At 70.8% G+C, this 24,970-nt stretch carries 22 protein-coding genes, 4 tRNA genes and 1 other RNA gene; 16 read left to right on the top strand and 11 right to left on the bottom strand.

Annotated features, from left to right (window positions below; translation table 11 throughout):
- Positions 1-194: 194 nt before the first annotated feature.
- The 3 genes from ACLJPL_RS15825 to ACLJPL_RS15815 all read left to right on the top strand — a co-directional run bounded on the left by ACLJPL_RS15825 (position 195) and on the right by ACLJPL_RS15815 (position 2,427).
- A complete protein-coding gene (locus ACLJPL_RS15825) occupies positions 195-698 on the top strand; it encodes a helix-turn-helix domain-containing protein (protein WP_411081471.1) in 504 nt (167 codons plus the stop codon).
- Positions 699-874: 176 nt separating this feature from the next.
- Complete coding sequence (locus ACLJPL_RS15820; protein WP_073767940.1) at positions 875-1,180, top strand: helix-turn-helix domain-containing protein; 306 nt, start codon at positions 875-877, stop codon at positions 1,178-1,180.
- Positions 1,181-1,191: 11 nt separating this feature from the next.
- Positions 1,192-2,427, top strand: coding sequence for a tyrosine-type recombinase/integrase (locus ACLJPL_RS15815; protein WP_411081470.1), 1,236 nt, complete (start codon positions 1,192-1,194; stop codon positions 2,425-2,427).
- A gap of 223 nt (positions 2,428-2,650) precedes the next feature.
- On the opposite strand, the gene ACLJPL_RS15810 is transcribed toward ACLJPL_RS15815, so the two are convergent.
- Positions 2,651-3,112 (bottom strand): hypothetical protein, encoded by a 462-nt coding sequence (locus ACLJPL_RS15810; RefSeq protein WP_358666444.1) that lies wholly within the window; start codon positions 3,110-3,112, stop codon positions 2,651-2,653.
- A gap of 418 nt (positions 3,113-3,530) precedes the next feature.
- On the opposite strand from ACLJPL_RS15810, the gene ACLJPL_RS15805 reads away from it, so the two are divergent.
- Entirely contained in the window at positions 3,531-4,256 is a 726-nt protein-coding gene (locus tag ACLJPL_RS15805; protein WP_358666446.1) for an adenylate/guanylate cyclase domain-containing protein, read from the top strand.
- Complete coding sequence (locus tag ACLJPL_RS15800; protein WP_364888908.1) at positions 4,253-4,747, top strand: Pycsar system effector family protein; 495 nt, start codon at positions 4,253-4,255, stop codon at positions 4,745-4,747. Before ACLJPL_RS15805 ends, ACLJPL_RS15800 begins: the two co-directional genes overlap by 4 nt.
- 231 nt (positions 4,748-4,978) lie before the next feature.
- On the opposite strand, the gene ACLJPL_RS15795 is transcribed toward ACLJPL_RS15800, so the two are convergent.
- Positions 4,979-5,761, bottom strand: a complete 783-nt coding sequence (locus tag ACLJPL_RS15795; protein WP_364888910.1) for an HNH endonuclease — start codon at positions 5,759-5,761, stop codon at positions 4,979-4,981.
- A 178-nt stretch (positions 5,762-5,939) separates the two neighbouring features.
- A tRNA-Ser gene (locus tag ACLJPL_RS15790) sits at positions 5,940-6,027 on the bottom strand.
- A gap of 132 nt (positions 6,028-6,159) precedes the next feature.
- Here ACLJPL_RS15790 and ffs point away from each other — a divergent pair.
- The 6 genes from ffs (at position 6,160) to ACLJPL_RS15760 (ending at position 14,831) form a co-directional block, all read left to right on the top strand.
- An RNA gene (ffs, locus tag ACLJPL_RS15785) (signal recognition particle sRNA small type) lies at positions 6,160-6,254 on the top strand.
- 115 nt (positions 6,255-6,369) lie between these two features.
- Positions 6,370-8,610 (top strand): DNA polymerase III subunit gamma and tau, encoded by a 2,241-nt coding sequence (locus ACLJPL_RS15780; protein ID WP_411081469.1) that lies wholly within the window; start codon positions 6,370-6,372, stop codon positions 8,608-8,610.
- A gap of 244 nt (positions 8,611-8,854) precedes the next feature.
- Entirely contained in the window at positions 8,855-10,105 is a 1,251-nt protein-coding gene (purD, locus tag ACLJPL_RS15775) for a phosphoribosylamine--glycine ligase (RefSeq protein ID WP_411081468.1), read from the top strand.
- A 326-nt stretch (positions 10,106-10,431) separates the two neighbouring features.
- Positions 10,432-12,144, top strand: coding sequence for a hypothetical protein (locus tag ACLJPL_RS15770; RefSeq protein WP_411081467.1), 1,713 nt, complete (start codon positions 10,432-10,434; stop codon positions 12,142-12,144).
- 224 nt (positions 12,145-12,368) lie between these two features.
- Positions 12,369-13,829 carry a N,N-dimethylformamidase beta subunit family domain-containing protein gene (locus tag ACLJPL_RS15765; RefSeq protein ID WP_411081466.1) on the top strand — a complete coding sequence of 487 codons (1,461 nt, stop codon included), beginning with the start codon at positions 12,369-12,371 and terminating at the stop codon, positions 13,827-13,829.
- 84 nt (positions 13,830-13,913) lie between these two features.
- Positions 13,914-14,831, top strand: coding sequence for a phosphoribosylaminoimidazolesuccinocarboxamide synthase (locus ACLJPL_RS15760; protein WP_411081465.1), 918 nt, complete (start codon positions 13,914-13,916; stop codon positions 14,829-14,831).
- A 66-nt stretch (positions 14,832-14,897) separates the two neighbouring features.
- On the opposite strand, the gene ACLJPL_RS15755 is transcribed toward ACLJPL_RS15760, so the two are convergent.
- The 8 genes from ACLJPL_RS15755 to ACLJPL_RS15720 form a co-directional block, all read right to left on the bottom strand.
- Positions 14,898-14,973: transfer RNA gene (locus tag ACLJPL_RS15755), tRNA-Gly, on the bottom strand.
- 23 nt (positions 14,974-14,996) lie between these two features.
- On the bottom strand, positions 14,997-15,626 hold the full coding sequence (locus ACLJPL_RS15750) for a response regulator (RefSeq protein WP_411081464.1): 630 nt from the start codon (positions 15,624-15,626) through the stop codon (positions 14,997-14,999).
- Positions 15,623-16,945, bottom strand: a complete 1,323-nt coding sequence (locus tag ACLJPL_RS15745) for a sensor histidine kinase (RefSeq protein ID WP_411081773.1) — start codon at positions 16,943-16,945, stop codon at positions 15,623-15,625. Before ACLJPL_RS15745 ends, ACLJPL_RS15750 begins: the two co-directional genes overlap by 4 nt.
- A gap of 54 nt (positions 16,946-16,999) precedes the next feature.
- Positions 17,000-17,836: an ABC transporter permease gene (locus tag ACLJPL_RS15740; protein WP_411081463.1), complete on the bottom strand. Its 837-nt coding sequence runs from the start codon at positions 17,834-17,836 to the stop codon at positions 17,000-17,002.
- Positions 17,833-18,861, bottom strand: coding sequence for an ABC transporter ATP-binding protein (locus tag ACLJPL_RS15735; RefSeq protein WP_411081462.1), 1,029 nt, complete (start codon positions 18,859-18,861; stop codon positions 17,833-17,835). The genes ACLJPL_RS15740 and ACLJPL_RS15735 overlap by 4 nt, the downstream gene beginning before the upstream one ends.
- A gap of 132 nt (positions 18,862-18,993) precedes the next feature.
- Positions 18,994-19,069, bottom strand: a tRNA-Gly gene (locus ACLJPL_RS15730).
- Between the two features lie 79 nt (positions 19,070-19,148).
- Positions 19,149-19,220: transfer RNA gene (locus tag ACLJPL_RS15725), tRNA-Gly, on the bottom strand.
- Positions 19,221-19,445: 225 nt separating this feature from the next.
- Complete coding sequence (locus tag ACLJPL_RS15720; protein WP_411081461.1) at positions 19,446-19,781, bottom strand: histone-like nucleoid-structuring protein Lsr2; 336 nt, start codon at positions 19,779-19,781, stop codon at positions 19,446-19,448.
- 421 nt (positions 19,782-20,202) lie between these two features.
- On the opposite strand from ACLJPL_RS15720, the gene purS reads away from it, so the two are divergent.
- The 5 genes from purS (at position 20,203) to ACLJPL_RS15695 (ending at position 24,954) form a co-directional block, all read left to right on the top strand.
- Positions 20,203-20,454: a phosphoribosylformylglycinamidine synthase subunit PurS gene (gene purS, locus ACLJPL_RS15715; protein WP_411081460.1), complete on the top strand. Its 252-nt coding sequence runs from the start codon at positions 20,203-20,205 to the stop codon at positions 20,452-20,454.
- Entirely contained in the window at positions 20,451-21,131 is a 681-nt protein-coding gene (gene purQ, locus ACLJPL_RS15710) for a phosphoribosylformylglycinamidine synthase subunit PurQ (RefSeq protein ID WP_411081459.1), read from the top strand. The genes purS and purQ overlap by 4 nt, the downstream gene beginning before the upstream one ends.
- Entirely contained in the window at positions 21,128-23,377 is a 2,250-nt protein-coding gene (gene purL, locus ACLJPL_RS15705) for a phosphoribosylformylglycinamidine synthase subunit PurL (RefSeq protein ID WP_411081458.1), read from the top strand. Before purQ ends, purL begins: the two co-directional genes overlap by 4 nt.
- Before the next feature lie 104 nt (positions 23,378-23,481).
- On the top strand, positions 23,482-24,015 hold the full coding sequence (locus ACLJPL_RS15700) for an ArsR/SmtB family transcription factor (protein WP_411081457.1): 534 nt from the start codon (positions 23,482-23,484) through the stop codon (positions 24,013-24,015).
- Between the two features lie 39 nt (positions 24,016-24,054).
- Positions 24,055-24,954 (top strand): M23 family metallopeptidase, encoded by a 900-nt coding sequence (locus ACLJPL_RS15695; RefSeq protein ID WP_411081456.1) that lies wholly within the window; start codon positions 24,055-24,057, stop codon positions 24,952-24,954.
- The last annotated feature ends 16 nt before the right edge of the window (positions 24,955-24,970 follow it).

The raw sequence follows: 24,970 nt of genomic DNA, 5'->3' as shown, positions 1-24,970 counted from the left end.
AGCGTCCGTCTTAAGTCAAGCGTTCAGGGCATTGAAAAGTTAATCTCTTGCGGCATGATTGCTGTTCAGGTGCATGGTGACGTGTGTCACATTTATGTGTATGCCCTTGCGGGTTGGGCTATCCATGCTGGTAGGGTTTAAGGGTGGAGGCGTGGCGACCTCCGTTTGTCGAGAAGAGGAGGGAGGTGAAAGAAGTGGACGACGCCAAGCCGCAACGCTGGGCTCCGCCAGAGGGCGAAGCCCTGGTGGCGCACAACCTGAAGGTCCTGCGGATGACGGCCCGCCTGTCCCAGGAGGACATGGCAGAGCGCATGCGTCGCCTGGGCTTCAAGATGCACCAGACCCAGATCGCCAAGATCGAGAATGGTGCCCGGAGCATCAGCTTCAACGAGGCCCTCGGCTTCGCCAAGGCCCTCGGTGTCCCTGCTGGCAACTTCCTACTCGAAGCCGTCGCGAGCCGCGACGATCCTCACTGGGAGTTGCAGGAGGCGGCCTTCGACATTCAGAAGGCCGAACAGGAGCACCAAGTCGCCCAAGACCTCGCCGACGCCGCGAAGGCCAGACTTGAGGCGGCCGAGGCCCGATACGACGAGATCGCCGAGCGCCTCGGCATCGAGCCCGACCCGGGGAGCCTCTCCTTCTACCCGGCTCCGAACTCACCCGAGGATCCGCTCCGCAGCGGTTCCTCCGACGAGTAACCGTTCGGCGGAGATCTTTCCCGGCGTCTGAACACGGCTTTCGAAGCCCATCCACCGCAGGCCCTCGGTGCTACGAACACCGAGGGCCACCAACGCGGACACCGATCTAAGCCCACCGCTCATCCCGGACAGTCCAGCGGTCACGTTGCCCCGTGACCGCCGAAAGGCGATCCCTCATGCCCACCGCTCCGCCCCCGCTCACCCTTATCGCCGACGCGCTCGGGGTCCCCGAGCAGCGGCTCCGCACACTCGTGCTGGAACACACGGCACCCATCTCTGACGCGCCCCTCGTCGCGCTTACCGTTGAGGAGGCCGCCCGCCGCCTCGGCGTCGGCCGTACCACCATGTACGCACTCATCGCCTCCGGCGAGATCGGCTCCGTCCTCATAGGCCGCCTGCGCCGAGTGCCGGTCGAGGCCCTGGCCACTTATCTGGCTGATCGCTCCCAGGCAGCCGCCCCGGCCGCCGCCCACGCGGCCTGAAGGGGGCGGACATGGCAAAAACGCGCCAGCCCAACGGTGCCTCCTCGATCTTCCTCGGCAAGGACGGCAAGTGGCACGGCTACGTGACCGTCGGCGTCAAGGACGACGGCAAGCCCGACCGGCGCCACGTCAAGCGCAAGACCCGCGCCGACGCCACCAAGGCGGTCCGCGAACTGGAACGCAAACGCGACGCCGGCACCGTCGGCAAGGCCGGGCAGACCTGGACCGTCACGACCTGGCTGACCCATTGGGTCGAGAACATCGCCGCACCACACGTGGGCGAGAACACCATCGACGGCTACCGCGTCGCCGTCTACCACCACCTCATCCCCGGTCTCGGCGCGCACCGCCTGCCCAAGCTGGAGCCCGAGCACCTGGAGCGCTTCTACGCCAAGATGCAGAAGGCTGGCAGCGCCGCCGGCACCGCGCACCAGGTCCACCGGACCGTGCGCACGGCTCTGAACGAGGCGGTGCGCCGAGGCCACCTCACCGTCAACCCCGCCTCCGTCGCCAAGGCGCCGCGACTGGAAGAGGAAGAGGTCGAGCCCTACACGGTCGAGGAAGTGCACAAGCTTCTGGACCTGGCCAACAAGACTCGGCACCCGGCGCGCTGGGTCGTATCTCTTGCTCTGGGGCTGCGTCAGGGTGAGGTCCTCGGTCTCAAGTGGACGGACATTGACTTCGAACTGCGGGTCATGACGGTCCACCGCAACCGGCTACGGCCCCGGTACGAGCACGGCTGCGGCAACCGCTGCGGGCGCAAGCCCGGTTACTGCCCTCAGAAGATCAACATCCGCCGTGAGACGAAGGACACCAAGTCTCGCGCCGGACGTCGGCCCATCGGCATTCCCGAGCCCTTGGTGCAGCTTCTGCTTCAGCACCGACGCGCGCAGGAGCGAGACCGCCGACTGGCGGGCGACCTCTGGGCGGAGGAGGGGTACGTCTTCGTCTCCCCAACCGGCGAGCCCCTCAACCCGAACACCGACCATCACGAGTGGAAGGACCTCCTCAAGGCGGCCGGTCTGCGCGCGGGCCGCCTCCACGACGCCCGCCACACGGCTGCGACCGTCCTGCTGATCCTTGGCGTTCCCGACACAGTCGTTGACGCGATCATGGGCTGGGAGCCCGGCAAGTCCGCCCGGATGCGCCGCCGCTACCAGCACCTCACCAACCGGGTGCTCACGGACACCGCCGACAAGATCGGTGGCCTACTCTGGCCGCTGCCCGAGGAGCCGTCCGCCGGCTGACTAGTGCAGGTCTCAGTCCGGCAGGGGTCGGCCCGAACGCATCTGGATTCGGGCCGACCCCTTCGGGTTGGCTGTGGACGCCCACCGAAGTCTTACTCTTCGGCGAACTGCTCTTCGCTTCGCTCGGCGACGTTCCCCGACGCCGGACCCCAAGCCAGCCTGAGAACGGACGGGCTCCACGACACTCGCACGAGGGCCCGGCCTGCAGGGCGGGAGCCCGTGCTCACCTCAGCTTGTTCAGGTCGCGCTGGCTCATACCAAACCGGACGTTCGGCTGGTCGTACCTGAAGGGATACCCGACGATGAACGCGGAGGCGATGAGTACGCCGTTGGGCAGGTATGCGCCTGTTGCCTGCTCGATCAAGTGCTTCACACCGTAGCTGCCGACGGTGGGCGTCTTGATCGGCATGATGTTGTCGCGCAGCCAAAGGGCCGTCTCCACGACGAGGTCCTCATTGCGCCGCAGGTGCTCGCGCTCGACGGCGAGTTTGGCGCGCCGCTGCTCGGTGGCCAGGCGAGGGGAGTCGAAGACGCCGATGCCGAAGTTGCCGAGCCTCTTGTGCTCCTCCATCACTTCGGCCAGGGTCGGCAAGTTGAGCTGGCGGCGGCGAGCGTTCGAGTACGTCGTGTCGGTGGCGGCCTGGACAGCGCGAATCCACAACTTCTGACGGCGGTTCTGGGTCATCGGGTGCTCCTCGCAGGGCTGCCCACGTTCCCCGCACGGATGTCTGATGACCTTGCGGAAGTGCTGGGCGCGATTCGGAGAACCTTGTCTTCGCCGTCACGGCGGACGTGGGCCACCGTGACTCGGAGCGGGCAGGCGCTATCTGCCAGGAGCAGCATACCCATCTGCTCACTCATGAGGTCTGCCGCGAGTACGGGAACCGTGTCAGTGCGCTCGCGCCGACCGGACCATGACCCTTCTCAGCGCCAACAGCTGTACCGATCTTTCCCGAGATCTGGCTTTATCGGGGTCCCGCGCAGATGGCCAGCGAGACCCCCAGCTCGGCATCTGGCTCAGCTGCTGAAAAGTACGTGAGGGTTGTCAGTCCCTGCTGCTAGCTTCAGTTGGTTCTGCTCAACTCTGGTGAAGGGAGACCTACATGGGGCTTGCTGACGACATCCGCTCGGCCGTCACGACGGTGGCTGGCGCAGACTGGAACATCCGCAAGGGCAACGTGGTGCCCACCACCGAATCGATCACGCTCAAGAATGGCGCGGTCGAGCTGGATGCTGTGTACCTCTACGCGGATATGGCGGACTCCACCGGCCTGGCTAGGGACTTCCCCAAGACGACCGCCGCCAAGGTCATCCGCTGCTATCTGGACGCAACCTGTCGGGTCATCAAGGCGAAGGGCGGCGAGATCAGGAGCTTTGACGGCGACCGCGTTATGGCCATCTTCATAGGCAGCAACAAGAACACCGCGGCCGCCGAGTGTGGCTTGATGATCAATCACGCAGTCAGTCAGATTGTGCGCCCCGTGGTGGAGGCCAAGCTCCCCTCCCTGGTTACCAAGGGATGGGAGCTGAAGCACTGCGTGGGGGTGGCGAGCGGTACCGCCCTGGTCGTGCGCGGCGGGGTGCGGGGCGACGACGACAGCGACCTCGTCTCGGTCGGTCGCGCTCCTAACGTCGCGGCGAAGCTCAGTGACGTCCGGGAGGGGCCGTACCGCACCTACGTTACTGCCGAGGTCTTCGACAGCCTCAACGAGAAGGTGAAGTACAGCAGAGGTGACGAGCCGAAGCTGATGTGGAACGGCCCGGTCAAGCACCAGGTTGGTGGGGAGATGCTCTCGGTGTATCGGTCGACATGGTGGCGGCAGCCGTGAGTTCGCAGGAGGCGCGGGAGACAGCCTGGAAGGTCCACGACGCCGTGATGGACTGGACGGGGAAGGTTGACGCCAAAGCGGCGTTCGCACTGACCCTGGAGTCGGCCATCCTGGCCGGTGTGGCCGCGGTGGCAGCGTCGGACCACCGGTTCGCCCGCCAAGGTGGCGCAGTCGGCGTGCTGCTGTGGCTGGGTGTTGCCCTGCTGGTTGCCGGCACCGCGCTAGCAGTACTCGTGGTGACACCCCGGGTGCGGTCGAAGCACGTGGCGGCCGAAGCATCGACCAACTTCGTCTTCTTCGGTCACCTGCAGCACTGGACGCCGCAGGACCTGGAGCAATCGCTGGAATCGCAGGACCCTCTGCCCATGCTGAGTCGCCAACTTGTGGTCACCAGCAAGATCGCGTGGCGCAAGCACGTTTACGTGAAGTGGTCGTTCCGGCTGGCTGCCGTTGGCGGGCTACTGGTGTTGTCGGCGTTCATGGTCTCTTGACCTCCCGCCTCGCCCAGGCCGACGGGCGAGGCGGGTTCACCGCTCTGCTGTTCGCCCTCCCAAGTCAATGTCCGTTACTCCTATGAGGAACAGCGCGATCTGCTCCTCGCGTGCTGCCAACCGCTCGGCGGCGCTCAAGGCATCCCTGCGGTCCCGGCCCAGCGCAAGGCCCGCCGCGAGTACGGGAACCGGGTCAGCGCACTCATACCCTGACCATGATCGTTCTCGGCGTCAACCGTTGTACCGCTGTTCTCCGAGGCTGGTGGAGGGCCGACCAGCCTGGTCCGTGATGACGGCGACTGACGTGGGCAGAACCTCGACCCGGAGCATGGGCCATGCCAGGGGATCGCCACGACCATCAACGTAGATCAGGTGACGTACGTAGGCGCCCACGAGGAAATCCTGTTCGGCAAGCTCGCGGACGTAACCCTCAAGCGTCTTCTCCGCGTCTCGGTTGTCGCGCACACTGTGAAGCTCCGGGGCGATGTCGAGGTAGTCCCGGAGCAGGTCCAGGAACTCCACGATCAACGACTCTTCGTCGTCAGGAAGATCGTCCGGCAGGGCGTACTCGAACGCCAGACTCGCCTTGATCATGTTCCATAGAGGGTTGCCCCGCGTGATCAGCGCCAACGCCCTGGGCTGAGGGAAAGCCGGGTCGGGAACGAGCCTCACGCCGCCTGAGGTGTTGTCGTCCAGTGAGCGCCGGACCCAAGCGGCATGCCGCTCCTTGATCTCCCGGAGTCGCTCAACCGTGAAATGGGTGGGTTGGTCATCTATCTGCTTGTGGTGCCTACTGCACAGCAGCAGCAGATTGGTATGGCTGTCCCTGGAGGCGTCGTCCAGGTCCTCCGCCCTCGGGCCGCCTTTGGAACGAGCCACGATGTGTGCCTCCTCGCCGAAGACCGACGGATCATCACAGTCCGTCCCTGGGGTGATCACCTCCCCACGGCAGATTGCACACCTCCCGCCGGCTTCAGCCCACACGATCTTGCGCGTCTTCTCGGAGACCCCCATGGGTGGCACCTTGTCAGAAGAGCTCAGGTGGTCGCAGAAGAACCAGACCGGGCTCTTGCGGGTGCAGGGAGCCGTCGCGGCCCGGTCGAAGCAACTGCAACCCAAACTGCAACCCTCAACGCCGAAGGGCCCCACCGCGAACGGTGGGGCCCTTCGACGTATTGCCCGGTGAGAGCAATGGCGGAGGATACGAGATTCGAACTCGTGAGGGGTTGCCCCCAACACGCTTTCCAAGCGTGCGCCCTAGGCCACTAGGCGAATCCTCCGCCGCAAACAATACAAGACGTTTGAGGGTGCTCGCGAACACGTTCCCTGTAGATCGTCCTCGGAGGCTCCGCAGGTCGTCCGGTGGGGCGGGCGGGTGGACCGGAGGGGGTGGGCATCCGCTAAGGTGGGCGTCAGCCCCTCACGTGGCGCTATCTGACTGAACTCCCCCAGGGCCGGAAGGCAGCAAGGGTAGGTTGGCTCTGGCGGGTGCGTGGGGGGCCCTTTGCGTTCCCGGGGGCAGTCTCGGGGATCCGTGGGGCGCCGGAGCCCGAGCCCTGGTCGGAGCCTCTGGGTGGGCGGTGTGGGGTCGGTTGTCAGTCCGCCCCGATAACCTCGTAGATGTGTCGTCCCTTGCGCTGTACCGCCGCTACCGCCCCGAGTCGTTCGCCGAGGTCATCGGTCAGGAGCATGTCACTGACCCGCTCCAGCAGGCCCTGCGGAACAACCGGGTCAATCACGCGTACCTGTTCAGCGGGCCGCGCGGCTGTGGGAAGACGACCAGTGCGCGCATCCTCGCCCGCTGTCTGAACTGCGAGCAGGGGCCCACGCCCACCCCGTGCGGGGAGTGCCAGTCCTGCCAGGACCTCGCGCGCAACGGGCCGGGGTCCATCGATGTCATCGAGATCGACGCCGCCTCGCACGGTGGTGTGGACGACGCCCGTGATCTGCGCGAGAAGGCGTTCTTCGGGCCCGCCTCCAGTCGCTACAAGATCTACATCATCGACGAGGCCCACATGGTCACCCCGGCGGGGTTCAACGCCCTGCTGAAGGTGGTCGAGGAGCCGCCGGAGCACCTCAAGTTCATCTTCGCGACCACCGAGCCCGAGAAGGTCATCGGGACGATCCGGTCGCGTACGCACCACTATCCGTTCCGGCTCGTTCCCCCCGGGACCCTGCGCAGCTATCTCGCCGACGTGTGCGGCCGGGAGAACAGCCCCGTCGAGGACGGCGTCCTGCCGCTCGTCGTGCGGGCCGGCGCCGGGTCCGTGCGTGACTCCATGTCCGTCATGGACCAGCTGCTGGCCGGCGCGGGCGACGACGGTGTGACGTATGCCATGGCGACCTCGCTCCTCGGGTACACGGACGGGTCGCTGCTCGACTCGATCATCGACGCCTTCGCCGCCGGTGACGGGGCCGCCGCCTTCGAGGTCGTGGACCGGGTGATCGAGGGCGGCAATGATCCCCGTCGTTTCGTGGCCGATCTGCTGGAGCGGCTGCGTGATCTGGTGATTCTCGCCGCCGTGCCCGACGCGGGGGAGAAGGGGCTCATCGACGCCCCCGCCGACGTCGTCGAGCGCATGCAGGCCCAGGCGTCCGTCTTCGGCGCCGCCGAGCTCAGCCGCGCCGCCGACCTGGTCAACGACGGGCTCACCGAGATGCGCGGCGCCACCTCGCCCCGCCTCCAGGTGGAGCTGATCTGCGCCCGGGTCCTGCTCCCCGCCGCCTTCGACGACGAGCGGTCGATGCAGGCCCGGCTCGACCGGCTGGAGCGCGGTGCGTCCGCCGCCGCTGCCGCCTCGTTCGCGGCTCCGGCGGCCGGGGTTCCCATGGGGTACGTTCCCGGGCCCGAGGCCCACGCCCACGCCCCGCAGGTCCCGGCCCCGCAGGCCCACGTCCCCCCGGCCGCCCCCGCAGCCCCCGCCGGTCCGGACGCGGCCCGTGCCGCCGTACGGGGTGAGGAGCCGCCCGCCGCTCCCGCCCCCTACACCCCGGCCGAGCCCGCCGCTCCCGCCCCCAACACCCCGGCCGAGCCCCCCGCCGAGACACCCGCGCCCGGACAGCGGCCCGGGTCCTGGCCCACCGCGTCCGGCGGGGGCGAGCAGGCGCGGCGTCCCGGTGGCTGGCCCACCGCGTCCGCCCCCGGCAGCGGCCCCGCCGCCCCGCCGCCCGCGGCAGTCACCCCACCCGCCCCCGCAGCGACGGCCCCCGCCGCCCCCGCGTCGGGCCAGGGCATGGTCCAAGGCGCCGGGCAGGTACGGAACATGTGGCCCGACATCCTGGAGGCGGTGAAGAACCGGCGTCGCTTCACCTGGATCCTGCTCAGCCAGAACGCCCAGGTGACCGGCTTCGACGGGACCACCCTCCAGATCGGCTTCATCAACGCCGGCGCCCGCGACAACTTCGCGAGCAGCGGCAGCGAGGAAGTCCTCAAGCAGGCGCTCGCCGAGCGCTTCAACGCCCAGTGGCGGGTCGAAGCGGTCGTCGACGCCTCCGGCGGCGGTGCGGCACCCCCGCCCCCCGGCGGCGGACGCCCCCCGGCACCGCAGTACCAACCCGCCCCGACGCCCCCTCCCGGTACGCCGACCCCGGCGGCGTACGAGGGCGTCCCGGCGCACGCCCCCCAGCAGCACACGCGGCAGCAGCCCCAGCCGGCCCCCTCCTCCGCCCCGCCGCCGCAGCCGGCCGCCCCCGAGCCGCCCCGCGGGGGGTACGCGTCGGAGCCGCCGCGCTCCGTCGCCCCCGAGGACGACACGGCGGAGGCCGACGACCCGGATCTCGTCGACTCCGCCCTCTCCGGCCACGAGCTGATCGTCCGCGAACTGGGCGCCACCGTGGTGGACGAGTTCCCCAACGAGCAGTGAGGCGGCGGCGACGGACTGATCTCCTCGCACCGGTGAAGCCGCAACGAGCAGAGGTAGCGGACGTAGCAGAGGTAGCGGACGGAGCAGAGGGAGCACCAGCGGGAGAGAGGTGACCTGCCCCGGCGGGGCGACCCGGTCCGCCCCCGCCCGGTGGAGCCGTCCACGGACCGGCGGCCGTCCGTGGAGCCGTCCACGGACCGGCGGCCGTCCGGGTCCCTCGGCCCCGGCGGCTAGGCTGCACCCCGTGAAGGTCCTCGTCATCGGCGGCGGCGCCCGCGAACACGCCCTGTGCCGCTCTCTGTCCCTCGACCCCGATGTCACCGCTCTGTACTGCGCCCCCGGCAACGCCGGCATCGCAGAGGTGGCCGAACTGCACCCGGTCGACGCGCTCGACGGTGACGCCGTCGCGCGCCTCGCGACCGAGCTCGGCGCCGGGCTGGTGGTCGTCGGCCCGGAGGCGCCGCTCGTCGCCGGGGTCGCCGACGCCGTGCGCGCGGCCGGCATCCCGTGCTTCGGCCCCTCCGGCGAGGCGGCCCGGCTGGAAGGCTCCAAGGCGTTCGCCAAGGACGTCATGGCCGGGGCCGGCGTCCCCACCGCCCGCAGCTACGTCTGCACCACCCCCGCGGAGATCGACGAGGCCCTCGACGCCTTCGGCGCTCCGTACGTCGTCAAGGACGACGGACTCGCGGCGGGCAAGGGCGTCGTCGTCACCGACGACCTCGCCGCCGCCCGCGACCACGCGCTCTCCTGCGACCGCGTGGTCATCGAGGAGTTCCTCGACGGCCCCGAGGTCAGCCTCTTCGCCATCACGGACGGCACCACCGTGCTGCCGCTCCAGCCCGCCCAGGACTTCAAGCGCGCCCTGGACGGCGACGAGGGCCCGAACACCGGCGGCATGGGCGCCTACTCGCCGCTCCCGTGGGCCGACCCCAAGCTGGTCGACGAGGTCCTCGAAACGGTTCTCCAGCCGACCGTGGACGAGCTGCGCCGCCGGGGCACGCCCTTCTCCGGACTCCTGTACGCGGGTCTCGCGATCACCTCGCGCGGGGTGCGGGTCATCGAGTTCAACGCCCGCTTCGGCGACCCGGAGACCCAGGTCGTGCTGGCCCGGCTCCGCACGCCGCTGGCCGGCGTCCTGCTCGCCTCCGCCAACGGCGCCCTGGACGTGTTCCCGCCGCTGAAGTGGCGCGACGACGCGGCGGTCACCGTCGTGATCGCCTCGCACAACTACCCGGACACCCCGCGCACCGGCGACCCGATCGACGGGCTCGCGGACGTCGCGGCGCAGGATGCCCCCGACGCGTACGTCCTGCACGCCGGGACCCGCGCCGAGGGCGACGCGGTCGTCAGCGCGGGCGGCCGGGTCCTCTCGGTGACCGCGACCGGCAAGGACCTCGCGGTGGCCCGTGAGCGCGCCTACACCGCACTCGGGCGCATCCGCCTCGACGGCTCCCAGCACCGGACCGACATCGCCCTGAAGGCCGCCGAAGGCTGATCCGGCCACCCACTCGGCATCACAAGCAGCCCCTCCCGTCTGCCCCGCGTACGCCACCGGCGTACGCGGGGCAGACGGGAGGGGCTGTCGTATGACGTGCCCAGGGACCAGGCCCCTGCCCTACGGATGCGGACACGTCAGCAGCTTTGCCCAAAGCCATTCCATCGGGTGACGACTGGGCCAGACGGATGACGCCCGCCGAGGCCCCAACTAGGGTGCGGCGCAGGCGTTCCGGCACTTGGCCCACCGGCATTGCGGTGTCAGTGACGGGTGCCACAGTGGGGGAGTGAGCAACCGTCGCGGGGCAGAGGGGGTGACATCCGGCCGTGTCCGATATCGATGTGGGTGAGGAGCTGGGTGCGCGGGCCGCACAGGCCCGAGCGCTCGCCCTGCTGCGGATCCGCAGCAGGGCGCTGGCCGTGGTGATCACGCCTGCGGCCGTCGCGATCGTGCTGTTCGGCGCGGTCGCTCAGGGACATCTCGGCGGGCAGGTCTGGGACGGCGTGCGCTGGGCGGTGGCCGGTGTCGCCGTCGCGGTGCTGCTGGTGGCCGCCGTGGTGGCGGCCTCCGTGGCGCGGGCGCGGCCGGCGGTGAGCCCGACCGTTCCCGTGGCGGAGGAAGGGGCCCCCGATCTCTACCGGCTGGTGCGGGACCTGGCCGACCGGCTCGACGTCCCGGCGCCCTCGGCCATAGCGCTGACCCCGGACTGCGACAGCTGGCTGGAGGACCGTACGCACCGCGCCCACCGGAAGGCCCGGCGGGGGAGCAAGGACCGTGAGGCCGAAGGGGACGAGGGCACGGGCCGGGACAGCGCCGGGCGTGAGCTGAAGGACGCCGCCCCCGTCCTGGTGATCGGTTCGCCGTTCCTCTGGTGGATGCGGGTCGCCGAGCTCCGCGCCGTGCTCGCCCCCGTCGTGGCGGGCACCGGCTCGTCCGCGCACCCCGACATAGCCGCCGCCCGGCGCTTCGTGCGCGCGCTGGACGCCGCCGTCGCCGATGGTGCTGCGCCCGGCCGGGGAGCGGTGCGCGGCGCGCCGGCCGCCTTCGCCGGCTGGATCGCCCGGCTGCTGCTGCGCGCCTGCCGGGAGCACGCCGCCGAGATGGAGCGGTGCGTGGCGGCCACGGCCTCCATGCGCGCCCAGAGCGTCGACTACCCGCTCCGCATCGCCGCCCAGGAGCAGGTCGGCCTCGCCTACGCGGGCTGGGACCGGCTGCTGACCCGGGTCGCGCTGCCCGCCTGGCGGATGGGCCGCTGGCCCTCCCGGCTGGACGCCGGGGTGGTCTCCGCCCTCACCGAGCTCTCGCGCCGGGACCGGCTGGCCGACGGTTACGCCTCCCGGCTCGGCGAGCGCCCCGCGTGCGACCTGCTCGAAGAGCCCGGCCTCGCCGACGAGGCCACCTCGCTCCTGGCCGCCCGGCTCTTCCACGGCGGCCCGGCGGAGAGCGGTCCCGGCTGGGCCCCGGTGGACTGGCAGCGGTATCCGGAAGAGGTCGTGGACCGCAAGTGGCGTACGGAGGCGGCCCGGCTGCACCGGGTGCTCGACGCCATGGGGGTGCCCCCGGCGTCCGCGGCCGATCCGGCGGTCCCCACCCTGGCCCGGGTCATGGAGCACCTGGCCGGACCCGGAGGCGCCGGCGACGAGCTCGCCGCGGGCATCGGCGCGGCGGTCGCCCGTGAGGACGCGCAGGCCCCGGCTCCCGGTCCCGCGCCGCACACGGCGGCCGGGGCGGGCCCGGACGCCCTGGACCTCTGGGGCCCCGACCCGCTGCCCCTGTTCCCCCTCCAGCCGCCGCGTACGGGGACGGAGCTGCTGGCCGACCACGTCGCGGCGATGGTCTGCTGCGCGGCCGTGGACACGGCGGGCGCGGCCCCCGGCCTCGACTGGCTGGACGGCCCCGCGCTGCTCGTCGACGGCGAGCGGCGGGCGGATCTCGCCACCCCGGTCCTCAGCCTGGTCGAGGACGGCGACCCGGACCCGCTGCGTTCCTGGCTGGCCGAGGTGGGCGTCCGCTCCGACAAGCCGGTACGCCTGGTGTGAGCGCGACCCGGGCCTGTACGGGCCGGGGCCAGGGCCGGGACGGGGACCTGTGACCGCGCCCCCGGACCCGTACGGCCGGAACCCTGAAACCGGAAAGGAAGGTTCCGTTCCCGTCAATTCACGACGAAGGGTGACGGAGTGCGTGCGTTATGTGATGTGCTGGGGATCGGCGCTGTCATCGAGCGCGCCGGAGTTGTCCGGGGGACCTGAGGGAGGGGCGCGGCATGGGGGCGGAGCAGATTCGCCGATGGGAGTCGGGCGCCCTCGCGCATGCGGTGAGCGACCCGTTCGGGCAGGGCCCGCTGCCCTGGCTGCGCGGCAGTGAGAACTACTTCGACGACACCGGCCAGGTCGTGCCCTGGTACGCGGACCCGGAGCTCGGCCGGAGCGCCGGCGGCGGCACCCGCACTGCCGACGACGTGAGCCGGCAGATCAAGGGCTTCGCCTCGCCGGGGGCGGCGGCCCCGGGCGAGGCCATCGACTTCCACATCACCGTCGACCCGCCCCAGCAGTTCTCCGTCGACGTCTACCGGATCGGTCATTACGGCGGCGACGGCGCGGCCAAGATCACCACGAGCCCGCGCCTCTCCGGCATCGTCCAGCCCGCCCCCCTCGCCGCCGACCGCACCGTCTCCTGCCACCACTGGTGGATGTCCTGGCGGCTCCAGATCCCGAGCTACTGGTCGGTCGGCGCGTATGTGGCCGTCCTGACCACCGCCGGCGGCTACCGCTCGCACATCCCGTTCACCGTGCGCCACGACCACCCCGCCGACCTGCTGCTCCTGCTGCCCGACATCACCTGGCAGGCGTACAACCTCTATCCGGAGGACGGCCGCACCGGCGCCAGCCTCTACCACGCGTGGGACGAGCGGGGGCGGCTGCTCGGCGAGGAGGACGCCGCCGTCACGATCTCCTTCGACCGCCCGTACGCCGGAGCCGGCCTGCCCCTGCACGTCGGGCACGCGTACGACTTCATCCGCTGGGCCGAGCGGTACGGCTACGACCTCGCCTACGCCGACGCCCGCGACCTGCACGCGGGCCGCGTCGACCCCAGCCGCTACCGGGGCCTGGTCTTCCCCGGCCACGATGAGTACTGGTCGCTGCCCATGCGCCGGGCCGCCGAGCGCGCCCGCGACTCCGGCACCTCGCTCGTCTTCCTCTCCGCCAACACCATGTACTGGCAGGTGGGCCTGGCCCCCTCGGCCTCCGGCATCCCGGACCGCCTGCTGACCTGCCGCAAGCGCCGGGGCCCGGGGAAGTCGGCCCTGTGGCGCGAGGTCGACCGGCCGGAACAGCAGCTCCTGGGCATCCAGTACGCGGGCCGCGTCCCCGAACCCCACCCCCTGGTCGTGCGCAACGCCGAGCACTGGCTCTGGGACGCCACCGGCGCGGTCGAGGGCGACGAGATCGGGGGCCTGGTCGCCGGGGAGGCCGACCGCTACTTCCCCCGCACGAGCCTGCCCGAGCACGACAACCGGATCCTGCTCGCCCACTCCCCGTACCAGGACTTCGAGGGCGCCACCCGCCACCAGGAGACCTCGCTCTACCAGGCCCCCTCCGGCGCGCTCGTCTTCGCCTCCGGCACCTTCGCCTGGTCCCCGGCCCTGGACCGCCCCGGCCACGCCGACCCCCGGATCCAGCAGGCCACGGCCAACCTCCTCGACCGGATCTGCAAGCGCGACTGACGGCCCGGGGTGCCCCGCGCGCACACGGCCGCGCCGATACGGGACAATCGGAACCGCTCCTGGATCAATCTACGCGGAGGCGTCGTGTCCGGTTTTGTAGAAAAGCCCGAGCCCGTGCAGGTCCCGGGCCTCACCCACCTGCACACTGGCAAGGTGCGTGAGCTGTACCGGAACGAGGCGGGCGACCTCGTCATGGTCGCCAGCGACCGTATCTCCGCGTACGACTGGGTCCTGCCCTCGGAGATCCCCGACAAGGGCCGCGTCCTCACCAAGCTCTCGCTCTGGTGGTTCGACCAGCTCGCCGACCTCGTGCCGAACCACGTCATCTCCACCGAACTGCCGCCCGGCGCCCCGGCGGACTGGGCCGGTCGCACCCTCGTCTGCACGTCCCTGCGGATGGTCCAGGTCGAGTGCGTGGCCCGCGGCTTCCTGACCGGCTCGGGGCTCGTCGAGTACAACGCCTCCCGCACGGTCTGCGGCATCGGCCTCCCCGAGGGCCTGGTCGACGGCTCCGAGCTGCCCGGCCCGATCTTCACCCCGGCCACCAAGGCGGCCGTGGGCGACCACGACGAGAACGTGAGCTACGAGGAGGTCGCCCGGGAGGTCGGCGTGGAGACGGCCGCGCAGCTGCGGCAGACGACGCTCGACGTCTACCGCCGGGCCCGGGACATCGCCCACCAGCGCGGGATCATCCTGGCCGACACGAAGTTGGAGTTCGGCTTCGAGAGGCCCGACGAGGGCGACGGCGGCGAGCGGCTGATCATCGCCGACGAGGTGCTGACCCCGGACTCCTCGCGCTTCTGGCCGGCCGCCACCTGGAAGCCGGGCCGCGCGCAGCCTTCGTACGACAAGCAGTTCGTCCGCGACTGGCTGACCTCGCCGGCCTCCGGCTGGGACCGCGCGAGCGAGCAGCCGCCGCCGGCGCTGCCGCAGGAGATCGTGGAGGCGACCCGCGCCAAGTACATCGAGGCGTACGAGGTGCTGACCGGCAGCGGCTGGTAGGCACGGGCGGATAGCAGCGGATACGCAGAAGGCCCCGGTCCATGAGGACCGGGGCCTTCTGTTCTGTGGAGCGGACGACCAGGTTCGAACTGGCGACCTCAACCTTGGCAAGGTTGCGCTCTACCAACTGAGCTACGTCCGCAGTGCGCCGAAGCGCGGTGCCTACTATACCCAACCCCGCTCGCGCGCGAGACGCACCGCCGTATGCCGGTTCTCCGCTCCGATCTTGGACGCGGCCGACGAGAGGTAGTTGCGGACGGTGCCCTGCGAGAGCGAGGCCCGCTCCGCGATCTCCGCCACCGGCGCCCCGTCCGCCGCCAGTTCCAGCACCTCGGCCTCCCTGGCGGTCAGCGGGGAGTCCCCGGCGGCGATGGCGTCGGCCGCCAATTCGGGGTCCACGTAACGGTTTCCGGCGTGGACGGTACGGATGATCTCGGCGAGCTGCCGGGCGCTGACGGTCTTGGGCACGAACCCCCGTACGCCGGCGGCCAGCGCCCGCTTCAGATGCCCGGGGCGGCCGTGGCTGGTCACGATCATGGTGCGGCAGCCGGGCAGTTCGCCGCGGATCGATGTGGCGACCTTCACACCGTCCGCGCCCGGCATCTGGAGGTCGAGGACGGCGACGTCGGGCCGGTGCGCCAGGGCCATCGCGAGCGCCTCGGGACCGCTCGCCGCCTCCGCGACCACCACGAGGTCGTCCTCCAGGGCGAGCAGCGCGGCCAACGCGCCCCGGATCAGGTGCTCGTCGTCGGCGAGCAGCACCCGCAGGGGCCGGCCGGGACCTTCGGTGGTCATCGTTCCTCCGGAGAGATGGAGCGGGAGTGGCCGGCGGGGGAAGGGCTGTTACGGGGCGTCGTCAACGGAACCGTCGCCGTCACCCGGAACAGATCGTCCCCGGCCGCCCCGGCCTCCAGCGTCCCGCCCAGCGCGGCGAGCCGTTCGCGCAGCCCGGCCAGACCGGAACCGCCGCCCGGGCCCGGGCCGATGGTCTCCGGCGCACCGGCGGCCCCGTCGTTCTCGACCTCCAGCACCACCGCGTCCGCCGTGCTGGTGAGCCGGATGACGCAGTGCTGGGGGTCGCCGTGGCGCAGGATGTTCGTCGCCGCCTCGCGGACCACCCAACCCAGGGCGGCCTGCACCGCGAGGGGCGCCCCGATCCCCGCCGGGCCATCGGCGCCCACCACGGTGCAGGTGATTCCGGCGGCCTCCAACACGCCCTTGGAGCCCATGAGTTCGGTGGGGAGGTCGGCCTCGCGGTAGCCCCGTACGACATCGCGGACCTCCTGCTGCGAGGCGCGGGCGATCCTCTGCACCTCCACCATCTGGTCCACCGCCGCCGCGTTCCCCCGCTGGGCCAGCTCCACGGCCAGCTCGCTCTTCAGCGCGATCACCGCCAGGTTCCGGCCCAGCACGTCGTGCATGTCCCGGCCGAACCGGAGCCGCTCCTCCGCCACCGCCAGCCGGGCCTGCGTGTCCCGCGCCTCCTCGGCCTGCCACATCACGTTCAGGCTCCAGGCGCTCGGCCGGGCGGACACGAGCACCAGCAGGGTGACGACGACCAGCGACAGGGCGGCCCCGAACAGCCGGCCGCCGGGCCCTCCGACCGCCGCCAGCAGCGCCACGACCCCCACCGAGTAGGCCGCGCACTGGAGCAGGTACCTCCGGACGGGGACGAGGAGCACGTAGGGCGTGGTGAACGCCAGGGGAAGGTCCAGCACCAGCAGGGCGAGCCCCGGCTCCTCGATGCCGCCCACCGCCGAGAGGGCGACGAGCAGACCGGTCTGCACCGCCAGCAGCACGGCGGGCAGCCGCAGCCGCCGCGTCGGGAAGAGCTCCACCCTCCGGTAGTGGGCGAAGGCGGGCCCCACATTGCGGTTGCTCACCACGCACTGGACGACGTTCACGGCGAAGAACGCCGCGGCCAGGGACACCGACGCCGAGCCGTGTTCCAGCGTCCCGCCGAGCGGCATCAGGCCCCAGCTCAGGAGGAAGACCCAGGGGAGCGTGCAGAGCGTGACCCGCGTGTAGAGGTCGATGCGCTGAAGCTTGGTCCGCTCCTGCCAGCCGCGCCGCCAGCCCCGTACTCGCGCGATCACCTCGTCCAGCTCCTTCATGTCATCCACGTGGCGGAGGGGGAAGCGTCCCGGCCCCCGGCCGGGGCCCCGTGCTCAGCCGCGCGGGTCCCAGCGGAACCACCGCTGCACAGCAAACACCGCGAAGGCGGTCCATGCCAGCGCCGCCACAGTGGCCGTGAGCAGGTCGCCGCCCTCCACACCGCCCAGCCAGCCGTGCCGGATCAGCGTCATCACACCGGTCAGCGGCAGCAGCTCCAGCACCGACGCCAGCCGGTCCGGGAACACCTCCAGCGGAACGAAGATTCCGGAGCCGAAGAGCGAGACGAAGAACAGCGGCAAGGTGGTGAGCTGCGAGCTCTGGACCGTCCGCGTCACCGCCGAGGTCGCGGCCGCGAGGCCGGACATCATCACGAGGCCCACGGCCAGACCCGCCAGGAACAGCTCCGGGCGCTTCGGCGCGCTCAGGTCGAAGGCGATCGCGCCGGCCACGACCAGCAGCACCACCTGGAGGAGCGCCAGCGCGACGGCGGGCAGCGCGTTGGCGGTCAGGATCTCGCGGTCGGTGACCTCGCCGGTGCGCAGCCGCTTGAGGACGAGCTCCTCGCGCCGGGTGACGTAACCGGTGACGAGGGTCATGTAGACGACCTGGACCAGCACGATGCCGATACCGCCGGTGAGGGCGGCCCCCGCGATGGAGAGGCCGGTGCCGGCCAGGTCGATCTGCTGGAGCGAGGCCCGGATCGAGAAGATCATCGCGACCGGCAGCACCAGGGCCACGAAGATCGCGGTCCGGTTGCGGACCAGGAGGATCAGCTCGGCGCGGGCGAGGGCGGTGAGCCGCCGTGCGGAGGCGGACGCCTTGGAGGGGGATGAGGAGGGGGCGCGGCCGGGGGCCGTGCGGTCGTCCGCGAGGACGGTGGGCGTGGTCATGCCGTCACCTTCTTCTTCGTCTCGTTCATGGACGGGGCCCCCGCCCGCCGCGGGTCGTCGGCCCGGGAGCGGAGCTGCGTGTTCGCGATCTGGAGGAACGCCTCCTCCAGGGAGGCGGAACGCGCGTCGAGCCCGAGCAGCCGCACGCCCGACTCGCCCGCCCAGCCCAGCAGTTCGTGCAAGGACTCCTGGAGCGTGGCGGTACGGATCTCCACCCGCTGCCCCTCCGCACCCGCCCGCAGCGAGAGCGGAAGGCGTCCTGCCGGTACGTTGTCGGGCAGCGTGAACCGGATCCTGGCGGGCTGCGACGCGGTGACCTCGGCGGTCGTCCCGGACGTGACGATCTGCCCCTGGTGCATGATCGCCAGCCGGTCCGCGAGCGCCTCGGCCTCCTCCAGGTAGTGCGTGGTCAGCAGTACGGTCGTGCCGTCCTGCCGGAGCGCCCGGATCAGGTCCCAGGTGTCGCGCCGCCCTTCGGCGTCCAGCCCCGTCGTCGGCTCGTCCAGGAACAGCACCTCGGGCCGCGAGGTCAGGGCCAGCGCCAGGTCCAGCCGCCGCTTCTCCCCGCCGGACAACTGCTTGACCCGCACCCCGGTGCGGCTCGTGAGGCCGACCATCTCCAGGGCCTCGGCGGCGGGGCGTGCGCCGGTGGTGCACGCCGACCACATGCGCGCGGTCTCCATCACCGTGAGGTCGGACGGGAAGCCGCCCTCCTGGAGCATCACCCCGGTCCGGGGCCGGACGGCGGCGCGTTCGCGGTACGGGTCGTGGCCGAGGACCTCGACGGTCCCGGAGGTGGGGAGCGCCAGTCCTTCGAGCAGCTCCACGGTGGAGGTCTTGCCCGCGCCGTTCGTCCCGAGGAGGGCGAACAGCTCGCCCCGGGCCACGGAGAAGGAGACTCCGGAGACGGCTTCGAAGCCGTCCTTGTAGCTGCGGCGAACCCCGTCCGCCGCGATCACCGTCTCCGCGTCGGTCGTGCCGCCGGTCCCGTTCGGCCGGTCGCTGAGAATGTCGTCGCTGGTCATGCTTCAAGGTTTCCGCCGGACCGGGCCCGTGAGCAGTGCGCGCTGTCATCACTGCTCATGACAAACGTCATCAGAGGGAAACCGGAGGAACGACAAAGGCCCTGACCGATGAGGTCAGGGCCTTTGTCTCTGTGGAGCGGACGACCAGGTTCGAACTGGCGACCTCAACCTTGGCAAGGTTGCGCTCTACCAACTGAGCTACGTCCGCAGTGCAGCCACTCGGCTTTCACCGGTGGAGCGAGCACTACTCTACCTGATCCAACGGAGTGGTCTGGAGAGTCGTGCAGAGCGGGTGACAGGAATTGCACACTGCGCCTTCCCCCTGGAAGGGGGATGTTCTACTACTGAACTACACCCGCACGCGGCTCGGGATCCGGCCTTTCGGCCTCGCCCCTCGGCGTGCTCCAGACTCTAGCCGACCTGCGGGGGTGTCGCGCAAGTCGGCTCCCGGCGGGTCCCGGGGAGGGGGCCCTCCGGCGGCCCTCCCGGGCCCGGTCGCGTTCGTACGCAGACCGCCTGACGGAGCGTCCGGGCCGCTGCGGGCCGGCCCCCGGCGGCCATCGGCCGAAGCGGCGGCCCGCCCCTCACTCGGCCGCGTCGAACGCCTCGTACACCTTCTTCGGGATCCGGCCGCGGGCCGGCACCTCCATCCGGTGCGAGCGGGCCCAGGCGCGGACGGCCGCCGGGTCGGGGGCGAGGGAGGTGTGGTGGTACGCGGCGGGGGTCCTGCCGTGCTTGCCAGCATTTGTCTGCTTTCGGCCGGCCGCCATGTAAGGGGCCAGGGTCTTCCGCAGTTTCTTCGCGTTGGCGGGATTGAGATCGATCTCGTACGTCTTCCCGTCCAGGGCGAAGGTGACCGTTTCCGCCGCTGTTCCCCCGTCGATGTCGTCGGAGAGCGTAACCACTACGCGCTGGGCCACGGATATCGGTCCTTTCCTACGGCGTCGGCGCGTCAGGCGTGCGCCGATGGGCCGGCCTTCCGGCTGTTAGGCGGATACGGGTCGACCGATGCCGACTGTTCCGGTGTTCCCGGGGCAATGGCGCTTTCCCCGGTAATCATTTGTACAGCGACGGGCACCGCATTGTGAAGCCCAGCCAATTACATCCGCGTGTCCGTGCGCAATCCGGGGCGTGATTTTTTTCCAGGACTTTTCCCGCATGTCATCGCGGCCGATATCCCGGTGTGATCCGGGCCGGGCGCGGGGCGTCTTGCCGCCGCGTCCGTTCCGTCCGATATCTACCCGCGTAGAATTTTTGGCCAGGTACGCTGAGTGGACCCGCGGGGGTCTGGGGAACCCCCCGGAGAGACAGCCGCACCACACCACCACACCGGGAGTGCCAGTGGCACGCGTCGTAGTCGACGTCATGCTCAAGCCGGAGATCCTCGACCCGCAGGGACAGGCGGTGCAGCGTGCGCTGCCCCGTCTCGGCTTTGAGGGAATCGCGGACGTTCGTCAGGGAAAGCGTTTCGAGCTGGAGGTCGAGGGGCCGGTCGATGACGCGGCCCTCGCCCGTATTCACGAGATGGCCGAGACCTTCCTCGCCAACACCGTCATCGAGGACTTCGTCGTGAAGGTGGAGGAGGAGAAGTGACCACCCGTATCGGCGTCGTCACTTTTCCCGGCACCCTCGACGATCAGGACGCGCTGCGGGCCGTCCGGATCGCGGGCGCGGAGCCCGTATCCCTCTGGCACCGCGACAAGGACCTGCACCAGGTCGACGCGGTCGTCCTGGCCGGCGGCTTCTCCTACGGCGACTACCTGCGGGCCGGCGCGATCTCGCGCTTCTCGCCGGTGATGGAGCCGCTCATCGAGCAGGCGAAGGCCGGTATGCCGGTCCTCGGCATCTGCAACGGCTTCCAGATCCTGACCGAGGCGCACCTGCTGCCCGGCGCGATGCTGCGCAACAACCACCTGCACTTCATCTGCCGCGACCAGCGCCTGCGGGTGGAGAACGCGGAGACCGCCTGGACCTCGGACTACAGCGCCGGCCAGGAGATCAGGGTCCCGCTCAAGAACATGGACGGCCGCTACACCGCCGACGAGCACACGCTCGACGAGCTGGAGGCCGAGGGCCGCGTCGCCTTCCGCTACCTGGACGGCAACCCCAACGGCTCGCTCCGCGACATCGCGGGCATCACCAACGCGGCGGGCAACATCGTCGGCCTGATGCCGCACCCGGAGCACGCCGTGGAGCCGCTCATCGGCACCGGCCGCACCGACGGCCTCGGTTTCTTCACCTCGATCATCAAGAAGCTGGTCAACGCATGAGCCTGGATACGGTCAAGCACGCGGCCGAGACCCCGGAGGCCGAGCAGCCCTGGAAGGAGCTCGGCCTCAAGGAGGACGAGTACGCCCGGATCCGCGAGATCCTGGGCCGCCGTCCCACCGGCGCCGAGCTCGCCATGTACTCGGTGATGTGGTCGGAGCACTGTTCGTACAAGAGCAGCAAGGTCCACCTGAAGCAGTTCGGCGAGAAGGTCCCCGCCAACGACGCGATGCTCGTCGGCATCGGGGAGAACGCGGGCGTCGTCGACGTCGGCCAGGGGTACGCGGTCACCTTCAAGGTCGAGTCGCACAACCACCCCTCGTACATCGAGCCCTACCAGGGCGCGGCCACCGGCATCGGCGGCATCGTCCGCGACATCCTCGCCATGGGCGCCCGCCCGGTCGCGGTCGTCGACCCGCTGCGCTTCGGCGCGGCCGACCACCCCGACACCAAGCGCGTCCTGCCGGGCGTCGTCGCGGGCATCGGCGGCTACGGCAACTGCCTGGGCCTGCCCAACATCGGCGGCGAGGTCGTCTTCGACGCCTGCTACCAGGGCAACCCGCTGGTCAACGCCGGCTGCATCGGCGTGATGAAGCACGAGGACATCCACCTCGCGCAGGCGTCGGGCCCCGGCAACAAGGTCATCCTGTACGGCGCCCGCACCGGCGGCGACGGCATCGGCGGCGTCTCCGTGCTGGCCTCGGAGACCTTCGAGTCCACCGGGCCCGCCAAGCGCCCCGCCGTCCAGGTCGGCGACCCGTTCCAGGAGAAGCTCCTCATCGAGTGCACCCTGGAGATCTTCAAGGAGAAGCTCGTCGCGGGCATCCAGGACCTCGGCGGCGCCGGGCTCTCCTGCGCCACCAGCGAGCTGGCATCGGCCGGTTCCGGCGGTATGCGCGTCGAGCTGGACACCGTGCCGCTGCGCGACTCCTCCCTCTCGCCCGAGGAGATCCTCATGAGCGAGTCGCAGGAGCGCATGTGCGCGATCGTCGAGCCGCGGCACGTGGACCGCTTCCTGGAGATCTGCGAGAAGTGGGACGTCATCGCCACCGTCATCGGTGAGGTGACCGAGGGCTCCCAGCTGGAGATCTTCTGGCACGGCGAGCAGATCGTGGACGTGCCGCCGCGCTCGGTCGCCCACGACGGCCCGGTCTACCACCGCCCGTTCGCCCGCCCGTCCTGGCAGGACGCGCTCCAGGCGGACGACGCCGGCAAGCTGCCCCGGCCTTCGAGCGCCGCCGAGCTGCGCGAGCAGGTCCTCCAGCTGGTCGCCTCCCCGAACCAGGCGTCCAAGGCGTGGATCACCGACCAGTACGACCGGTTCGTGCAGGGCAACACCGTGCTGGCGATGCCCGAGGACGCGGGCATGGTCCGCATCGACGCCGAGTCCAACCTCGGCGTGGCCATGGCGACGGACGGCAACGGCCGGTACGCCAAGCTCGACCCGTACACGGGCGCGCAGCTCGCGCTGGCGGAGTCGTACCGCAACGTCGCCGCGTCCGGGGCCAAGCCGCTCGCCATCTCGGACTGCCTGAACTTCGGCTCCCCGGAGGACCCGGACGTCATGTGGCAGTTCGCGGAGGCCACGCGCGGTCTCGCGGACGGCTGCCTGGAGCTGGGCACCCCGGTCACCGGCGGCAACGTCTCGCTGTACAACCAGACCGGCGAGACGGCGATCCACCCGACGCCGGTCGTGGCCGTGCTCGGTGTGATCGACGACGTGAACCGGCGCACGCCCCTCGCCTTCGCGGAAGAGGGCCAGCTCCTCTACCTGCTGGGCGACACCCGCGAGGAGTTCGGCGGCTCGGCCTGGTCCGAGGTCGTCCACCAGCACCTCGGCGGCCTGCCGCCCAAGGTGGACCTGGGCCGCGAGAAGCTGCTCGCGGAGATCCTCATCTCGGCCTCGCGCGACGGCATGATCGACGCCGCGCACGACCTGAGCGACGGCGGTCTGATCCAGGCCGTCACGGAGTCCTGCCTGCGCGGCGGGAAGGGCGCCCGGCTGGTCGTGCCGGACGGCCTGGACACGTTCACGTTCCTCTTCTCCGAGTCGGCGGGGCGCGCGGTCGTCTCGATCCCGCGCAGCGAGGAGCTCCGCTTCAACGACATGTGCGGCGCGCGGGGTCTGCCCGTCGCCCGCATCGGTGTCGTGGACGGCGAGGAGATCGAGATCCAGGGCGAGTTCAGCATCCCGCTGAGCGAGCTCCGTACGGCGCACGAGGCGACGATCCCCGCGCTGCTCGCCTGAGCCCGCGTGTCGTTCGAGCCCCCGCCCGGGTCATCCGGGCGGGGGCTTCGGCTTTCCCCCGAACCCTCTTGATGGAAATTACGTAATTACGTAAGGTTGGCAGCATGGAGCAGGACCTGGAGCAGCGGGTCGCCGAGCTGGAGAGGCGGCTCACGGCGCTGGAGCGGCAGGACCGGGAGTCGCCCCGCCTGGGCGACGGCGACTTCTGGGCGTTGAGCGGGCTGAAACAGCAGCTCGCCGAGGCCGGGGAGGCCGGGGCCGACGGGGGAGTGCTCTTCACCGGAGCGGTCCGGCTGCCCACCGGCGAGCAGTACGAGTGGCAGTACGGCGCGTTCACCGGCACCCTCCTCGAAGAGGAGGGCGAGGACGGACCGGACGACCGGACGGCGGTGGCGGACTCGCTCGCCGCGCTCGGCCATCCGGTACGGCTGCGCCTGCTCCGCGAGATCCTCGGCGGCCGCCGCACGGTCGCCGAACTGGCCGCGCTCGACGCGGTCGGCACCACCGGCCAGATCTACCACCACCTGCGCCAGCTGACCGGCGCGGGCTGGCTGCACACGACCGGCCGGGGCCGCTACGAGGTGCCCGGCGCCCGGGTGGTGCCGCTGCTGGTGGTGCTGACGGCGGCGACGCCGTAGGGACCGCAGACCGAACGCAGACAACAGGGGGAAGTGATCATGTCCGTCCGCAACGCCATAGGGACGACCCATCGATTGGCCTGGGTGGGACTGTTCGCGCTGGTCATCGTCAATCTCTTCGTGGACCTGCCCGGTCCGAAGTGGTCGACGTCGTTGCTGCCCGGAGGGGTGGCGGCGGTCCTCATGCTGACGACGATCGCGCTCCAGGTGAGGGCCGCCAGGCCCCGGGGCGAGCCGCGGGCCCCGGTCGAGGTCGAGCCGCCGGTGACCGGCCGCTGGACCGCCCTGAACAGTCCGGCGGACAAGACGCCGAGCCACGGGACGCACGTGTACGGGCAGACGTACGCGATCGACATCCTGGCCGACCCGGAGACAGGGAAGGGGGAGACACCGGCCCGCCCGTCGTTCCGGATGGTGTGGCCGGTCTTCCGCCGCAACCGCGCCTTCCCGGCCTTCGGAGCCCCGCTGCTCGCGGTGGCCGATGCCACGGTCGTCCGGGCGAGCGACGGCCAGCGCGACCACCTGAGCCGCAACTCGCTGCCCGCCCTCGTCCTCCTGATGCTCATCGAGAGCAACGTGCGGTCGGTCGTCGGCGTGCACAGGATCCTCGGCAACCACGTGATCCTCGACCTGGGCGACGGCACGTACGCGGCGTACGCCCACGTCCAACGCGGCTCGCTCCGGGTGAAGGCCGGCGACACCGTCCGGGCCGGGCAGCGGATCGCGAGCGTGGGGAACTCCGGGAACACCACCGAACCCCACCTCCACTTCCACCTCATGGACGGCCCGGACCCCGATGACGCCCGGGGCGTCCCGTTCACCTGGAGGGGCGTCGGAGTCCCCGCGAACGGCGAGACGTTCACGGTGGAGGGGCGCGGGCGGGAGCGGGAGCAGATGCCGGAGCGGGAGCAGGTGGAGGAGCGGGTCGCGCGGAAGTGACCGGGGGCGATGTCAG

Source organism: Streptomyces sp. cmx-18-6, from assembly GCF_046548915.1.
GTDB lineage: Bacteria > Actinomycetota > Actinomycetes > Streptomycetales > Streptomycetaceae > Streptomyces.
Note: the sequence above shows the minus strand (reverse complement) of the source record. Positions and strands in the feature narration are given on the sequence as shown.

What these genes read in the sequence shown, in the direction of transcription:
- ACLJPL_RS15820 (WP_073767940.1), top strand. Translation starts at nt 875, where the DNA reads ATGCCCACCGCTCCGCCCCCGCTCACCCTTATCGCCGACGCGCTCGGG.
- purL (WP_411081458.1), top strand. Translation starts at nt 21,128, where the DNA reads ATGAGCCTGGATACGGTCAAGCACGCGGCCGAGACCCCGGAGGCCGAG.
- ACLJPL_RS15810 (WP_358666444.1), bottom strand. Translation starts at nt 3,112, where the DNA reads ATGACCCAGAACCGCCGTCAGAAGTTGTGGATTCGCGCTGTCCAGGCC.
- ACLJPL_RS15815 (WP_411081470.1), top strand. Translation starts at nt 1,192, where the DNA reads ATGGCAAAAACGCGCCAGCCCAACGGTGCCTCCTCGATCTTCCTCGGC.
- ACLJPL_RS15745 (WP_411081773.1), bottom strand. Translation starts at nt 16,945, where the DNA reads ATGAAGGAGCTGGACGAGGTGATCGCGCGAGTACGGGGCTGGCGGCGC.
- ACLJPL_RS15765 (WP_411081466.1), top strand. Translation starts at nt 12,369, where the DNA reads ATGGGGGCGGAGCAGATTCGCCGATGGGAGTCGGGCGCCCTCGCGCAT.
- ACLJPL_RS15695 (WP_411081456.1), top strand. Translation starts at nt 24,055, where the DNA reads ATGTCCGTCCGCAACGCCATAGGGACGACCCATCGATTGGCCTGGGTG.
- ACLJPL_RS15700 (WP_411081457.1), top strand. Translation starts at nt 23,482, where the DNA reads ATGGAGCAGGACCTGGAGCAGCGGGTCGCCGAGCTGGAGAGGCGGCTC.
- ACLJPL_RS15795 (WP_364888910.1), bottom strand. Translation starts at nt 5,761, where the DNA reads ATGGGGGTCTCCGAGAAGACGCGCAAGATCGTGTGGGCTGAAGCCGGC.
- ACLJPL_RS15805 (WP_358666446.1), top strand. Translation starts at nt 3,531, where the DNA reads ATGGGGCTTGCTGACGACATCCGCTCGGCCGTCACGACGGTGGCTGGC.
- ACLJPL_RS15735 (WP_411081462.1), bottom strand. Translation starts at nt 18,861, where the DNA reads ATGACCAGCGACGACATTCTCAGCGACCGGCCGAACGGGACCGGCGGC.
- ACLJPL_RS15750 (WP_411081464.1), bottom strand. Translation starts at nt 15,626, where the DNA reads ATGACCACCGAAGGTCCCGGCCGGCCCCTGCGGGTGCTGCTCGCCGAC.
- ACLJPL_RS15740 (WP_411081463.1), bottom strand. Translation starts at nt 17,836, where the DNA reads ATGACCACGCCCACCGTCCTCGCGGACGACCGCACGGCCCCCGGCCGC.